The organism is Geodermatophilus sp. SYSU D00708 (assembly GCF_054050115.1).
Map to the genome: position 1 here is coordinate 156581 of NZ_JBJGYS010000008.1, position 14469 is coordinate 171049.

Below are 14469 nucleotides of genomic sequence, written 5' to 3' on the forward strand. Positions count from 1 at the left end.
GTCGACCCCACTGGTCCGTCTGCGGTCGACGGTGTGTGCTGAGAACGGTAGTGCCCCGGCCGCCGCAGGGGCGGGTGACGTCCACGGCCCGCCGGGGCCGGGAGGGTCTCCCCCGTCGGGGTGCTGCCGGCGCCGCGGACGAGGGCGCGCCGCCCCGCCCGCCGATATCGTCGGCCCGTCCAGCGACGACGCGGAGGGGGAGCCGATGGCCGGGCGCGGTACCGGGCCGGACTTCGTGGAGGCCCTCGCACGCGGGCTCGACGTCATCGCCGCGTTCAGCGCCGACCGCCCCACCATGACGCTGACCGAGGTGGCCACCGCCACGGGGCTGGCCCGCCCGACCGCCCGCCGGTTGCTGCTGACCCTCGAGGAGATGGGCTTCGTCCGCACGTCCGGCGGCGCGTTCCAGCTGACGACCCGCGTGCTGAGCCTCGGCATGGCCTACGTCAGCTCGCTGGGTCTGTGGGACATCGCCCGTCCGCACCTCGAGGCGCTGGTCAGCAGGACCGGGGAGTCGTCGTCCATGGCGCAGCTCGACGGCTCCGACATCGTCTACGTGGCCCGCGTGTCCGTGCCCAAGATCATCACGCTGCGGGTCGAGATCGGCACCCGCTTCCCCGCCGTCCGCACCTCGCAGGGCAAGGTGCTGCTCGCCGCCCTCTCCCCCGACGAGCTCGACGCCGTGCTCGCCGAGCCCAGCCGCGCCGGGCTGCCCGCGGCGGCCGGCCCCTCCCCCGAGCAGCTCCGCGACGAGCTGGTGCGGGTCCGGGCCCGCGGCTGGGCGCTGGCCGACGAGGAGCTCGCCCCCGGCATCCGCTCGGTCGCCGTCCCGGTCCGGGACCGCACCGGCGCCGTGCGGGCGGCCATGAACGTCACCGTCCACGCCGCCGAGACCTCCACCGAGCGACTCGTGCAGGAGCACCTGCCCCTGCTGCTGCGCACCGCCGGCGACGTGAGCGCCGAGTGGGCGCTGTGGCAGAGCCGCCCCCACGTGGAGGTCGCCCGCTCCGAGGAGGGCCCGGCGACCGCCTGAGGGCACCGGTCAGCCCAGGCCGGTGGCCGCCGGGCCGAGGGTGTGCCCCATCCGGTCGCGCTTGGTGCGCAGGTACCGGACGTTGTGCGGGGTGACCACCGTCGGCAGCGCGACCCGGCCGACGACGGTCAGCCCGTACCCGTCGAGGCCGCCGTACTTGGCCGGGTTGTTGGTGATCAGCCGCAGCCGGTTGACCCCCAGGTCGCCGAGCACCTGCGCGCCGACGCCGTAGCTGCGCGAGTCCGCCGGCAGGCCCTGGGCGGTGTTGGCGTCGACGGTGTCCAGGCCCTGCTCCTGGAGGGCGTAGGCGCGGATCTTGTGCCCCAGCCCGATGCCCCGCCCCTCGTGCCCGCGCAGGTAGACCACCGCGCCGCAGCCCTCCTCGGCGATCGCGCGCAGCGCCTGCTCCAGCTGCGCACCGCAGTCGCAGCGCAGGGACCCGAGGATGTCGCCGGTCAGGCACTCCGAGTGGACCCGCACCAGCGCGCCGGCCTCGCTGCGCCCGGCGGCGGCGACGTCGCCCATGACCAGGGCCAGGTGCTCGGTGCCGTCCAGGGTGCTGCGGTAGGCCAGCGCCCGGAAGTCGCCGAACTCGGTGGGCATCTGCGCGCTCGCGACCAGCTCCACCAGCTGCTCGGTGGCCCGCCGGTAGCGGACCAGGTCGGCGATCGCCAGCACCGGCAGCCCGTGCTCGGCAGCGAACCGGGCCAGCGAGGCGCCCCGGCGCATCGAGCCGTCCTCGTCGACGATCTCGCCGATGACCCCGACTCCGGAGAGGCCGGCCATCGTGGTCAGGTCGACGGAGGCCTCGGTGTGCCCGGCGCGGACCAGGACGCCGCCGTCCCGCGCCCGCAGCGGGAAGACGTGTCCCGGCCGGCGCAGCCCGCCGGGGGTGGTGGCGGGGTCGGCCAGCGCCCGCAGCGTGGCGGCGCGGTCGGCCGCGGACACCCCGGCGCCGGTGCCGACGGCGTCCACGGTGACGGTGAAGGCGGTGCCGTGCGCGTCGGTGTTGTCCACGACCATCTGCGGGAGCTGCAGCGCGTCGGCCCGCTCCGCGGTCATGGGCGCGCAGACGATGCCGGTGGTGTGCCGGACGAGGAACGCCACCTGCTCCGCCGTCACCAGCTCCGCGGCGACGACGAGGTCGCCCTCGTCCTCCCGGTCGGCGTCGTCGGTGACCACGACCATGCCGCCGGCGGCGAGTGCGGCGACCGCGCGCTGCACCGCCTCGGCGGCCGGCCGGCGGGCGGCGCTCACTCGGTCTCCAGCGCCGCGTGGGTGCCGAACACCCGGCCGTGGTAGGTCAGCGGCCGGCCCTCGGTGGTCTCGGCGGCCACGACCGTGCCCAGCGCCACGACGTGGTCCCCGCCGTCCACCAGGGTGGCGACGTCGCAGGCCAGCCACCCGGGCGCCCCGGGCAGCCGCGGCAGGTCGTCGGCGAACTCCCACCGGACGCCGTTGAACTTCCCGGTGCCGCCCTTCTTCGCGAACGCCAGCGCGAGGTGCGACTGGTGCGCGCCGAGCACGTTCACCCCGAAGCGGCCGGACTCCCGGACGACGGCCAGCAGGTCCGACCCGCGGTCGAGGGAGACCAGGACCATCGGCGGGTCCATCGACAGGGACGCGAACGCGCTCACCGTCGTGCCGTGCGGCAGTCCGCCGGCGGTGCTGGTGATGACCGACACCGGGGTGGGGACGCCGGCCATCACCTCCCGGAAGCGGGCCTGCAGCTCGGGGTCGACCGGCGGCTCGGCCGGCGCGTGCACCGTCTCGACCTGCGGGGTGGTGGGGTGGGTCATCAGGGGGTCCTCCCGGTGTCGTCGTCGGCGGGGGCGGCGAAGGGGCGGACCGGCTCGGTGCCGTCCCAGTCCCGCGACGCCTGCCAGAAGGCGGTGAAGGCGGCGTCCATCCCGGGGCCGTACTCGATGAGCTCGACCATCCCCGGCCGGGTCGGCCCGCCGTCGAGGTAGGCCACCTCCCCGCCGGTGGGCACCCCGGCGCGGAAGGCCAGGGTGTAGCCCTTGGCCTCCAGGTCGGCGATGCCGGCGGCGACGTCGTCGGTCACCACGCCGAAGTGGTGGAAGCCGTGGCCGCGCTGCTCGATCGTCTCCCGGTACACCGAGGGGTGGTCGTCCTTGGGCGCGATCAGCTCGATCTGCACGTGCCCGGCGAAGGCCATCGCGATCGCGACGTCGGCGCGGCTGGGCTCGCCGCGGTAGACGGCGTCCACGCCGGTGAAGGAGTGGAGCAGGAACCACGGCCCGACGCCGAGCTCCGTCGTCCACTGCGCGATGGCCTCGTGGATGTCGGGCACGACGTAGGCCATCTGGATGATGCCGTCGCGCGGCTGGCCGAAGCCCAGTTCGAGCACGTCCCCCTCCGGTGTCAGCTCGGAGCGGGGCCGCCGGGCGGCGGCCCCGCGGTGGTCAGTTGCGGCGCAGGTAGCGGGAGATGGCGACCGCCGCGACCAGCGCGCCGCCGTAGAACAGCTGCTGGGCGAAGTCCTGGGCGCCGAGCAGCTGCAGGCCCGCGGTGCCGGTCGCCAGGAACAGGACGGCGACGCCGGTGCCCAGGGCGTTGAACCGGCCCGGCTGGATCGTGGTGGCGCCGAGGAAGACCGCGGCGTAGGCGGGCAGCAGGAAGGTCTCCACGGAGGTGGGGCCGGCCGAGCCGGTGGTGCCGACGTAGAGGATCCCGGCCAGCGCGGCGATGACCCCGGCGAGGGTGAAGGCGCCGAAGCGGATGCGGTCGGCGTTGATGCCGCTGAGGACGGCGACCTCGCGGGACTGGCCCACGAACAGGTTCCGCACGCCCAGCGGGGTGTGGTTCATGACGTACCAGATGACCAGCATGACCAGCAGGCAGTAGTAGAACTGCACCGGCACCTGGCCGATCTGGCGCAGGTAGGTCCACATCGACAGGTCGCGGTCGACGCCGACGATGGTCGTGGAGTTCGCGATCCAGAACACCAGTCCGCCGAAGAGCGTTCCGGTGCCGAGCGTCATGATGAACGGCTCGGTCTTGAACTTGACGACGAACAGGCCGTTGAACGCCCCGCAGAGCGCGCCGCTGCCGACGGCGATCAGGCAGGCCAGCGGCAGCGACACCCCGTGCTGGACGTTGAGGACCGCGACGAGGATCGCCGACAGGCCGCCGATGCTGCCCAGCGAGAGGTCGAGGTCGCCGGAGCGGGTCGGCAGCAGCGCGGCCAGCGCGAGCATGAACAGGATCGACGTCGACCCGAGGATGTTGGCGATGTTCCCCATCGAGAGGAACGTGTCCGGCGCCAGGATCGCGAAGACGGCGAAGAGCACCACCCACGCGACCGGCAGCGCCGCCTTCTCGCCCCAGCGGCCGCGGACCGACCCGCTGCCCTGGGCGACGCTCGGCGCCGGCTGGCTGTCCCTGGTCTCGACGGCGTCGGTCGTGCTCATCGTGCCACCTGTTCAACGGTCGGGAGGATGGAGGACTCGCTGGTGCTGGCCCCGTAGACGGCCGAGGTGATCGCCTCCGGGGAGATGTCCGCGAGCGGGATCTCGCGGGCGGCGACCCCGCCGCTGACCACGACCACCCGGTCGCAGACGGCGGCCAGCTCGTCGAAGTCGCTGGAGACCCAGACGACGGCCATGCCGGTCTCGGTGGCGCGCTTGATGACCCGGTAGATCTCCGCGCGGGCGGCGATGTCGACGCCCTGGGTGGGCTCGTGCAGCAGCAGCACCTGCGGGCCGATCTCCAGCCACTTGCCGACGACGACCTTCTGGGCGTTGCCGCCGCTGAGCGTGCCCACCGGCAGGTCGGTGCGGCGCGGCCGGACGTCGAGCGCCTCGGCCCGCTGGTCGGCGGTGTCCCGCAGCTGCCCGTTGCGCAGCCGGCCGCCCTTCCGGAAGCGGCGGACCACCAGCAGCATCAAGTTCTCCGCGACCGACACCGCCGGGGCGATCGCGTCGCGGCGGCGGTCGGCCGGGATCAGCGCGAGGCCCATGCCGACGGCCTGCCCCGGGTGCTGCTTGGCGACCGGGACCGTCCGGCCGCCGAGGGTGAGCTCGCCGCCGGTCGCCTGCCTGGCGCCGAACAGCAGGTAGGGCACGTCCTCGGCGCCCGAGCCGAGCAGGCCGGCCAGGCCGACGACCTCGCCGGGCGCGACGTGCAGGTCCAGCCCGCGGGTCTGGCCGCCGCGCAGCCCCTCGACGTGCAGCCCCACGCCGGGCGAGCGGTCGAAGGTCCGCGGCGGCTCGGCCGGCGCCTCGTGGGTGCCGTGGACGTGGCCGTGCCCGAAGGCGTCGAGCTTCGCGATCGCCGGGCCGACGATGAGCTCGACGACCTCGTCGTCGGTCACCTCGCTCATCCGGACGACGGCGGCCAGCTTGCCGTCGCGCAGCACGGTGGCCCGGTCGGAGATCTCCCGGACGGCGGGCAGGTCGTGGGAGATGAACACGACGCTGGCGCCGGAGGCGACGATGGTCCGGACCAGGTCGAAGAGGAACTGCACCTCCTCCTCCGGCAGGAAGACCGTCGGCTCGTCCAGCACCAGCACCGAGGACGTGGCGCCGGTGCGCTCGCGGTACTGCTTGAGCTCCTCGGCCGCGCGGGCGATGGCGACCAGGGCCTGCTGGACCGGCGGGAGGTCGTTGACGACGGCGAGCGGGTCGACGTCCACGCCGTAGCTGCGCAGCATGGCCCGGGCCTTGCGCGCCTCGGCCCGCCACCTGATGCGGAGCCGTGAGCCGCTGCGCTCGGCCACCCCGCCGAGCAGGTTCTCCAGCACGGTCAGCGGCCGGGCGAGGCCCAGGTCCTGGTGCACGAAGCTCAGCCCCAGGTCGCGGGAGGCGCCGGCCACCAGCGGCAGCGGGACCTCCCGGCCGTCGACCAGCATCCGGGCGCCGGGCTCGGGGTCGTACACGCCGGCCATGACCTTGACCAGCGTCGACTTGCCGCAGCCGTTCTCGCCGAGCAGCGCGAGCACCTCGCCCCGCTCGATGGTGATGCTGACGTCCTGCAGCGCCCGGGTGGCGCCGAAGGTCTTGGAGACGTGGTGCAGCTCGAGGGCGGTGGTCATCCGGGGCTCCCCTGGGTGGCGGACGGCGGCGGGGCGGGGAGGTCCCGGGCCACGGCGGGCCCGGGACCTCCCGGCACGGGGCTCAGGCGGCGGGCGCGTCCTGCCACAGGCCGCGGTAGCCCGCGACGAACGAGTCGCCGAAGCCCTCACCCGGGTCGTTGATCTCCTGGGCGTTCTCCGGCGTCCACAGCCGGTACGGCGAGAACGCCTCGTCCGCCGGGATCGGCTGCTGGCCGGCGAGGACCCGGAAGAGCTGGTCGGCACCGGTGTAGGACATCCAGTCGAAGCTCGGCCCCATGTCGGTGCCCATCGGGTTGGCCTCGTCGGTCATCAGCTGGATGAAGGTGCGGTCCGCGCCGAAGGCGTAGGTCTTGGCCGGCACGTTGGACGACTGGATGGCCGGCAGCACGAACGGCGTCTGGGCGTCGAAGACGGTGAAGACCGCCCGGATGTCGGGGTTGGCCACCAGCGCCGAGGAGACCGCGCCGGTCAGCTCGGTGGCGTAGTCGGGGATCGGGATGTTGATCGACTCGACGCCGCAGTCGTCGCCGCACAGCTCGGCGAAGGAGTCCTTGACCGTCTGCTCCATGCCGATCGACGGCGGGTTCTCGTTCGACGTGATGACCAGCGCGTCGATCGGGCGGCCCTCGGCCTCGACCAGCGCCTGCGCCACGCCGAGCTCCATGGCCCGGTTGAACTGGCCGTTCGTCTGCGCGGCGATCAGGTCCGACGGCTCCTCCGAGACGTCGGCCAGGTGCATGTCGACCACCGCGATCCCGGCGGCCTTGGCCGCCTCCATCTGCGGGGCGAGCGCGGCGGGGTCGATGCCGCACACCAGTGCGACGCCGTCGTAGCCCTGGTTGATGGCCAGGTTCATGCCCTGGACCCACGCCTGCGGGCCGCCGTCGTTCTGGAAGTAGGTGCTGTCGGTCATGCCGACGCTCTTGGCGATGTCGACGACCGTGCGGGCCATGCGGTCGCAGCCCTCGAGCTGGCTGCTCACCGGCATCGAGAGGATCTTCTTGCCCGCCAGGGGCGCGACGGAGAAGGGCTCGCCCTGCGCCTCGAACTGCGGCTGCGCCATGGCCTCCTCGACCTGCGCCTGCAGGTCGGCGAGGACGTCCTCCGAGACGACGGCCTCTGCGCCGCTGTCGGAGCCGCCGCCGCTGTCCGTGGCCGTGGGCGCGCAGCCCACGGTGGCCAGGGCCAGGGCCGCCGCAGCGGCCGGCAGGGCGAGCCGCCGCCGGGCGCGCGGCGAACGGATCACGCGATGAGCCATGGTGTCGTCCTCTTCGTCGGGGGGTCGCACAGCTTCGAGGGGGATCGGCCGCGCACGGGGCGCCGGAGGGCCGTCGGAGCGGCCGGGCGTCGTGGTGGTGGCGGAACAGTGACAGCGACCACAGTCGGTGTCAACCGTCAGGCGTACACCTGTCCGTTGTGGCGCGGGAACGGCCGTTGCCGTCCCGCTACACCTGCCACACGCCGGGGAACCGGTCTCCGCGGGACGGACGGGCCGTTGACATCGGGACGTGTCATGCGTCACGGTCGCGGGCGAGACGGACGACTGTCCGTTCCCCTCACACGGCAGGAGTTGAGCGTGACCGTTCCCGCGGCTGGACCCACCCCCACCAGGCTCCGGATGGGGTCCGGCGAGATCAGCCTGTTCCGCCAGGGCTCCGGGCGCCCCGTCCTGTTCCTGCACGCCGCGGGTGGCGCGGGCAACTGGGAGCCCTTCCACGAGCGGATGGCGCAGTCGGTGGACCTCATCGCCCCCGACCACCCCGGGTTCGGCCGCAGCGACGAGCTCCCCGAGGTGGCCACCATGGCCGACCTCGTCCAGCACTACCTCCGGTTCCTCGACGAGCTCGGCATCGACCGCTTCGATCTCGTCGGCGCCTCCTTCGGCGGCTGGACGGCCGCCGAGCTGGCCAGCACCATCCCCGACCGGGTCGAGCACCTGGTGCTCATGGCGCCGGCCGGCCTGGACGTGCCCGAGGCGCCCCCGGCCGACCTGTTCAACATGGCGCCGCCGGACCTCGTGCGCGCCCTCTTCTACGACGACGCGCTGGTCGAGGCCGCCCTCTCCGCGCCGCCCACCCCCGAGCAGATCGCGCAGACCGAGAAGGACATGGCCGCCTTCTCCCGGTTCGCCCGCGATCCGTACCTGCACGACCCCGAGCTGCCGGCCCGGCTGCCGAAGATCACCTGCCCGACGCTGGTGATCGCCGCGGAGATCGACGTCATCATCCCCCGCGAGCACAGCGAGGCCTACGCCCGGCTGATCCCCGGCGCCGAGCTGCGCGACCTGCCGCGCACCCGGCACGGCCTGCACCACGAGCGGCCCGACGAGGTCGCCGCCGAGGTCCTCGGCTTCCTCGGCGAGGACGCCGCCGGCCGATGAGAGCCGCGGTCACGGAGGGCCCGAACTCCATCCGGCTGTCCGACCGGCCGGAACCGGGCCCTCCGGGGCCGGGCCAGACACTGCTGCGGGTCGAGACCGTGGGCATCTGCGGCTCGGACCTGCACCTGTACCGGGCCGACCTCGGCCCCTCCCACGACGGCCTGCTCCCCCGCGTGCAGGGCCACGAGTTCTCCGCCGTCGTCGCCACCGCCGACCCCGCCGGCGGGCCGGCCGTCGGGGAGCGCGTGGCCGTGTGGCCGGTGCTGCCCTGCGGCGAGTGCCGCCCGTGCCGGGACGGCCGGGTCAACGTGTGCAGCCGGCTGCAGCTCATCGGCGTCCACCGGGACGGCGCCCTGCAGGAGCACCTGCTCGCCGACACCGCCTCCCTGGTCGTCACGACCGGCCTGCCGGCCGAGCTGACCGCGCTGGTCGAGCCGGTCTCGATCGCCGTGCACGCCGTCGCCCGCGGCCGGGTCCTCGCCGAGGAGTCCGTCGTCGTCCTCGGGGCGGGGCCGATCGGCGCCGCCTGCGCCCTGGCCGCCCGCGACCGCGGCGCACGGGTGCTCGCCGTCGATCCCGCACCCGCCCGCCGCGAGCTGCTGGCCGGTCTCGGCTTCCCCACCGCCGCCCCCGACTCCCCCGACCTCGCCGAGCTGGTGCTCGCCACGGCCGGCCCCGAGGGCCCGCACGTCGTCGTCGACACCACCGGGGTGCCCGCCGTCCTGGCGACGGCGGTCGACCTCGTCGGCCACGGCGGCCGGGTGGTCGTCGTCGGCATGACCGCGGCGACGGCGCCGTTCGGGCCCGGGCCGCTGCCGATCAAGGAGCTGGACGTGCTCGGTGTCAGCTGCTGCACCTACGAGGAGTTCGCCGCCGCGGCCGACCTGGTGCGGCGCTGCGCCGACGACGCCGGGGCGCTGGTCAGCCACGTGCTGCCGCTGGCCGAGACCGCCGACGCGCTGCAGCTGCTCGAGGACGGCACCGGCTCGGCCGTCAAGGTCCTCGTCGACCTGCGCACCCCGACCGATCACCCCCGAGGAGAGGTCCCCGCATGAGCGCCACGACCCCCGACCCGCGCCCGCTGCCCGACCGGCTGCGACTGGACGGCCGGCACGCCCTGGTGACCGGCGCCGCCAGCGGGCTCGGCCTGGCCATCGCCGAGGGGCTGCTGCAGTGCGGCGCCGCGGTCACCCTGCTCGACGTCGACGGCGAGGAGCTCGAGCGCAGCGCGGCCGCCCTCGCCGAGGCCGGGGGCCCGGTGTCCACCCGGCGCTGCGACGTCTCCGAGCCCGCGGCGGTGGAGGCCGCCGTCGCCGAGGCAGCCGCGGAGCGCGGCGGGCTGCACGCGGTCTTCGCCAACGCCGGCATCGCCGGCGGGCCGTCGGTCCAGGCGCCCGAGGGCCGGCTCTACGACATGGACTGGAAGACCTTCGACGGGGCGCTGGCGGTGAACCTGGTCGGCACGCTGGCCACGATCCGCGCGGCGGCGAAGGTCATGCGCCCGGCCGGCGGGGGCTCGATCGTCGTCACCGTCTCGACGGCGGGGCTGCGGGCCGACGCGATGGTCGGCTACGGCTACAGCGCGTCCAAGGGCGCCCTGGCCAACCTGGTGCGCCAGGCCGCGGTCGACCTCGCTCCGGACGGCATCCGGGTCAACGGCATCGCCCCCGGCCCCTTCTACACCAACATCGGCGGCCGCGGCCCCAAGGACCCGGCCATCGACCAGGCGTGGGCCGACACCGTGCTGCTCCGGCGCATGGGGTCGCCGTCGGAGGTCCAGGGCCTCGCCCTGCTGCTGGCCTCCGACGCGGCCTCGTTCATGACCGGCGCTGTGTACCCCGTCGACGGCGGGACGCTGACCGGCGTCTTCTGACCGGCGCTCCCCGCAGACACGAGGGCGGGGCGGGACCCAGGTCCCGCCCCGCCCTCGCCGCGTCCGCGTCCGTGCCCGCGCAGACGACGGCGGCCGGCCCGGGAGGACTCCCGGACCGGCCGCCGTGGATCGGGACCGCTCAGCCCTTGGGCACGAGGTTCATGTAGAGCCAGGTGTGCTCGGGCGCCAGGCCGGCCAGGTACTTGCCGCAGCCCTCGAGGACGTGCGGCGCCGACGTCACGTGCTGCGTGCCGGCGTGCATGTCCCGGAAGTACTGCTGCAGGGCCCCGGTGCGCAGCGCCGCGGTGCCGGCCGCCTTGTAGACCTCGACGCTGATCGCCTCGGCCGTCCAGGTGGCGTTGTAGAGCGCCAGCCGCAGCCGGGTGCGCTGGTCGACGTCGAGCTCCTCGCCGTTCTGCAGCGTCTCGGTGGCCTCCCGCCACACCTCGTACACGAAGGCACGGGCGGCGTGGTAGCGGGCCTCGAGCTCGCCGTAGGTGGAGTGGAACCGCGGGTTCTCGGCCATGGAGCCGGCGCGGCCGGCCTTGGCGCGGACGGACTCGGCGAGCTCGTCGAGCATGCGGCGGGCGACACCCAGCGCCCAGCCGGAGTGGCCGATGAGCGCGAAGTGCATGATGCCGAGCTTGAAGATCCAGCCGCCGCGCCGGCCCTCCTCGACCGGGCCGAGGTGGGTGAAGGAGTCCCGGACGAAGACGTCGCGGGTCTTGTAGTCGATGCTCCCGGTCGCCTTGAGACCCATGACGTCCCAGGTCTCGATGAGCTCGGCCTGCTCCTTGGGGAGGACGAAGATCCGCGGCTCGCCGGTCTCCTCGATGATGCCGAGGGTGTGGATCCACTGGGCGTGCTTGATGCCCGAGGCGAAGCTCCAGTCGCCGCTGAGCCGGTAGCCGTCGCCGTCGGTCACGGCCTTGCCGGGCCGGGTGCCCTGGCCGGCCACGACCGGCAGGCGCTCCCCGGAGAACATCTCCTTGACGGCCTCGTCGGAGAGGTACGCGCCGCCGGTGCCGGTGGCCAGGGAGGCGGCCATGTGCACCCACGCGGTCGACGGGTCGGCCGCGGCGAGGGTCTGGACGATCTCCAGCGAGGAGATCGGGTCGCACTCGGCGCCACCGAGCTCGCGCGGCGTCCACATCCCGTAGAGGCCGGCCTCGTGCAGGGCGTCGTCGACGGCGTCGACCAGCTTCCCGGCGGCCTCGTTGGCCGGGGCGTTGTCCCGGACCAGCGACTGCAGCGCGCGGGCCGCCGCCACGAGGTCGGCGGGCTCCCGGCCGGCCGTGTCGGGTGCGGTCGTCGTCATGGGGGCTCCTGTTCTGCCGAGTCGGGCTCGGTCGGGTCGGGAGAGAGCGGTGCCAGGGTGTGGTCGCCCGCCCGAGCGGGCATGTGTCCGTCTAACGGACAACCATCCGGGGGCAAGTGTTGGCTGGACCGCGGGCCTGTGTCAAGGGACACATTGCCGAGGCGGAAGACGGGACCCGCCGGGCACACTGAGGCCGGAACACTCGGGGCCGCGGCCGGGAACGTACAGGCCGACGGCATACGGACCCCAGGACGGACGGTTACGCGATGACCCTCACCTCGCCGGCCGGCACGGTGTCCCTGGCCTACGGGCGCGGCACGGTCGAGGTGCCCCTCGCCGAGGGCGCCCTGGTCATCACGCCGCGGGACGATCCCGCCCTGCCCGACCCCGACGCGGCGCTGCGGGCGGCCCTGCGCGCTCCCCGCGGCGCTCCCCCGCTGGCCGCCCTGGTCCGCGACGGCATGTCCATCGCCGTGTCGGTCTGCGACGGCACCCGCGCCCAGCCGCGCGAGCCCGTGCTGCGCGCCCTGCTGGAGGAGATCGACGGCGCGGCCCGGGGCTGCCAGGTCACCGTCCTCGTCGCCACCGGCACGCACCGGGGCAACACCCCCGAGGAGCTCCGGGACATGCTGGGCGACGAGGTCGTCGCCCGCTGCGAGGTCGTCAACCACGACGCTCGCGACCGCGACTCGCTCACCTTCGTGGGCACCGTCGGGGACGGCGTCCCGCTCTGGCTGAACTCGCGGTGGCTCGAGGCCGACCTGCGGATCACCACCGGGTTCGTCGAGCCACACTTCTTCGCCGGCTTCAGCGGCGGCCCCAAGATGGTCGCGCCGGGCCTGGCCGGCCTGGACACGGTGATGGTCCTGCACGACGCCGCCCGCATCGGCAGCCCCCTGGCGACCTGGGGCGTGGTCGAGGACAACCCGGTGCACCGCGACATCCGGGCGTGCGCGGCCGCCGCGCCGCCGGACCTGGCCCTCGACGTGCTGCTCGACCGCGCCAAGCGGATCACCCACGTGGTCTGCGGCGAGCTGTCCACCATGCACGCGCACGCCTGCGAGCTGGCCCGCGCCGCCGCGATGCGCGCGGTCCCCGAGCCGATGGACGTCGTCGTGACGACCAACTCCGGCTTCCCGCTCGACCAGAACCTCTACCAGGCGGTGAAGGGGATGGCCGCCGCCGAGCGGGTGGTCCGTCCCGGCGGGACCGTGGTGGTGGCCGCCGAGTGCGCCGACGGGCTGCCCGCGCACGGCTCCTTCGCCGACGTCCTGGGGTCCGCGCCGGACCCCGCCGGGCTGCTGGAGCTGATCGGCTCCCCCGGCTTCAGCGTGCCCGACCAGTGGCAGGTGCAGGTCCTGGCCCGGATCCTCGCCAAGGCCGACGTGCGGCTGTACTGCTCGGGCCTGCCCGCCGACGAGGTCCGGGCCGCGCACCTGGTGCCGGTGGCCGACCTGGCCGCAGCGATCACCGACGCGGTGGAGCGGCACGGGCCCTCCGCGCGGGTCTGCTACCTCCCCGAGGGGCCGCAGACGATCCCCTACCTCGCCGGCTGAGCGCCCCGTGGCCGTCCGGATCGTCCTGGCCCCCGACAAGTTCAAGGGCTCGCTGACCGCTCCCGAGGTCGCCGCGGCGCTCACCCGTGGCCTGCGGCGGACCCTGCCCGACGCCGAGGTCGTCGAGCAGCCGATCGCCGACGGCGGGGAGGGCACCGTCGAGATGGTGCTCTCCGCCGGGTTCGCCGCGCGCACCTGCGTCGTCCCCGGTCCGCTCGGCGACCCGGTGACCGCGCGGTACGCCGTCCGCGGGGAGACCGCCGTGGTGGAGATGTCCGCCGCCGCGGGGCTGGCGCTGCTGCCGCCGCCGGGCCCCACCGAGCAGACGGCGCTGTCGGCCACCACCCTCGGCGCCGGCCGGATGGTCGCCGACGCCCTCGACGCCGGCGCCCGGCGGGTCGTCATCGGCGTCGGCGGCAGCGCCACCACCGACGGCGGCGCCGGCGCGCTGGTCGGCCTCGGGGCCCGGGTGCTCACCGCGGAGGGGGACGACGTCCCGCCCGGGGGCGCCGGGCTCGCGAGCGCGGCGCTCCTCGACCTCTCCGGCCTGGACCCGCGGCTGGCCGACACCGAGGTCGTGGTGGCCTGCGACGTCGACAACCCGCTCACCGGCCCCTCCGGCGCCGCGGCCGTCTACGGCCCGCAGAAGGGCGCGACGCCCGCCGCGGTGGCCCGGCTGGACGCCGCCCTGGGCCGCTGGGCCGACGTGGTCGCCGCCGCCACCGGCGCCGACCTGCGGGACGGTCCGGGCGCGGGTGCCGCGGGCGGCATCGCGTTCGGGCTGTCGAGCGTGCTGGGGGCGCGGCTGACCCCCGGCGTCGGGCTGCTCATGGAGCTCACCGGGTTCGCCGAGTGCGTCCGCGGCGCCGCGCTGGTCGTCGTCGGCGAGGGGTCGCTGGACGCGCAGAGCCTGCGCGGCAAGGGCCCGATCGGGCTGGCCGCGCTGGCCCGCGAGGCCGGGACGCCGGTGGTCGCGGTGGTGGGCCGCAGCCTGATCAGCCCCGACGAGGCGCGGGCCGCGGGGCTGGGCGCCGTCCACGCGCTCACCGACCTCGAGCCGGACCCGGCGCGTTCGATGACCGACGCCGCCGTCCTGCTGGAGACGGTGGGTCGGCGCATCGGCGAGGAGCTGCGGGCGTCCTCCTGACGGCGGTGGGCGGGGGGGGCGGGGGGGGGGGGGCGGCCGCCGGGGGGGGCGGCGGGCGGGGCGGGGGCGCCGGCGGGGGTGGGGG

13 protein-coding genes are annotated in these 14469 nt (G+C 75.1%); 6 read left to right on the forward strand and 7 right to left on the reverse strand.

Going from position 1 to position 14469, the window contains the following annotated elements; translation table 11 throughout:
- The first annotated feature begins 205 nt into the window (after positions 1–205).
- A complete protein-coding gene (locus tag ACI79D_RS09630; protein ID WP_456918148.1) occupies positions 206–1033 on the forward strand; it encodes an IclR family transcriptional regulator domain-containing protein in 828 nt (275 codons plus the stop codon).
- Between the two features lie 9 nt (positions 1034–1042).
- On the opposite strand, the gene ACI79D_RS09635 is transcribed toward ACI79D_RS09630, so the two are convergent.
- The 6 genes from ACI79D_RS09635 to ACI79D_RS09660 form a co-directional block, all read right to left on the reverse strand.
- Entirely contained in the window at positions 1043–2290 is a 1248-nt protein-coding gene (locus ACI79D_RS09635; RefSeq protein WP_456918149.1) for a bifunctional 3,4-dihydroxy-2-butanone-4-phosphate synthase/GTP cyclohydrolase II, read from the reverse strand.
- A complete protein-coding gene (locus ACI79D_RS09640; protein ID WP_456918150.1) occupies positions 2287–2832 on the reverse strand; it encodes a flavin reductase family protein in 546 nt (181 codons plus the stop codon). The genes ACI79D_RS09635 and ACI79D_RS09640 overlap by 4 nt, the downstream gene beginning before the upstream one ends.
- Positions 2832–3404, reverse strand: coding sequence for a VOC family protein (locus tag ACI79D_RS09645; RefSeq protein WP_456918151.1), 573 nt, complete (start codon positions 3402–3404; stop codon positions 2832–2834). The genes ACI79D_RS09640 and ACI79D_RS09645 overlap by 1 nt, the downstream gene beginning before the upstream one ends.
- Positions 3405–3459: 55 nt before the next feature.
- On the reverse strand, positions 3460–4467 hold the full coding sequence (locus ACI79D_RS09650) for an ABC transporter permease (RefSeq protein WP_456918152.1): 1008 nt from the start codon (positions 4465–4467) through the stop codon (positions 3460–3462).
- Positions 4464–6089, reverse strand: coding sequence for a sugar ABC transporter ATP-binding protein (locus tag ACI79D_RS09655; RefSeq protein ID WP_456918153.1), 1626 nt, complete (start codon positions 6087–6089; stop codon positions 4464–4466). Before ACI79D_RS09655 ends, ACI79D_RS09650 begins: the two co-directional genes overlap by 4 nt.
- A gap of 82 nt (positions 6090–6171) precedes the next feature.
- Positions 6172–7356, reverse strand: coding sequence for a sugar ABC transporter substrate-binding protein (locus ACI79D_RS09660; protein WP_456918154.1), 1185 nt, complete (start codon positions 7354–7356; stop codon positions 6172–6174).
- 330 nt (positions 7357–7686) lie between these two features.
- Here ACI79D_RS09660 and ACI79D_RS09665 point away from each other — a divergent pair, with 330 nt between their 5' ends.
- Genes ACI79D_RS09665 through ACI79D_RS09675 form a run of 3 tightly spaced genes read left to right on the forward strand, consistent with a single transcriptional unit; the run spans position 7687 to position 10363 of the window.
- Positions 7687–8490: an alpha/beta fold hydrolase gene (locus tag ACI79D_RS09665; protein WP_456918155.1), complete on the forward strand. Its 804-nt coding sequence runs from the start codon at positions 7687–7689 to the stop codon at positions 8488–8490.
- On the forward strand, positions 8487–9545 hold the full coding sequence (locus ACI79D_RS09670) for a zinc-binding dehydrogenase (protein ID WP_456918156.1): 1059 nt from the start codon (positions 8487–8489) through the stop codon (positions 9543–9545). Before ACI79D_RS09665 ends, ACI79D_RS09670 begins: the two co-directional genes overlap by 4 nt.
- Positions 9542–10363, forward strand: coding sequence for an SDR family NAD(P)-dependent oxidoreductase (locus ACI79D_RS09675; protein WP_456918157.1), 822 nt, complete (start codon positions 9542–9544; stop codon positions 10361–10363). The genes ACI79D_RS09670 and ACI79D_RS09675 overlap by 4 nt, the downstream gene beginning before the upstream one ends.
- Positions 10364–10502: 139 nt before the next feature.
- Here ACI79D_RS09675 and ACI79D_RS09680 read toward each other — a convergent pair whose 3' ends face one another.
- A complete protein-coding gene (locus tag ACI79D_RS09680; protein ID WP_456918158.1) occupies positions 10503–11681 on the reverse strand; it encodes an acyl-CoA dehydrogenase family protein in 1179 nt (392 codons plus the stop codon).
- Positions 11682–11947: 266 nt separating this feature from the next.
- Here ACI79D_RS09680 and larA point away from each other — a divergent pair, with 266 nt between their 5' ends.
- Positions 11948–13237, forward strand: a complete 1290-nt coding sequence (gene larA, locus ACI79D_RS09685; RefSeq protein ID WP_456918159.1) for a nickel-dependent lactate racemase — start codon at positions 11948–11950, stop codon at positions 13235–13237.
- 7 nt (positions 13238–13244) lie between these two features.
- Entirely contained in the window at positions 13245–14384 is a 1140-nt protein-coding gene (locus tag ACI79D_RS09690; protein WP_456918160.1) for a glycerate kinase, read from the forward strand.
- Positions 14385–14469 lie beyond the last annotated feature (85 nt).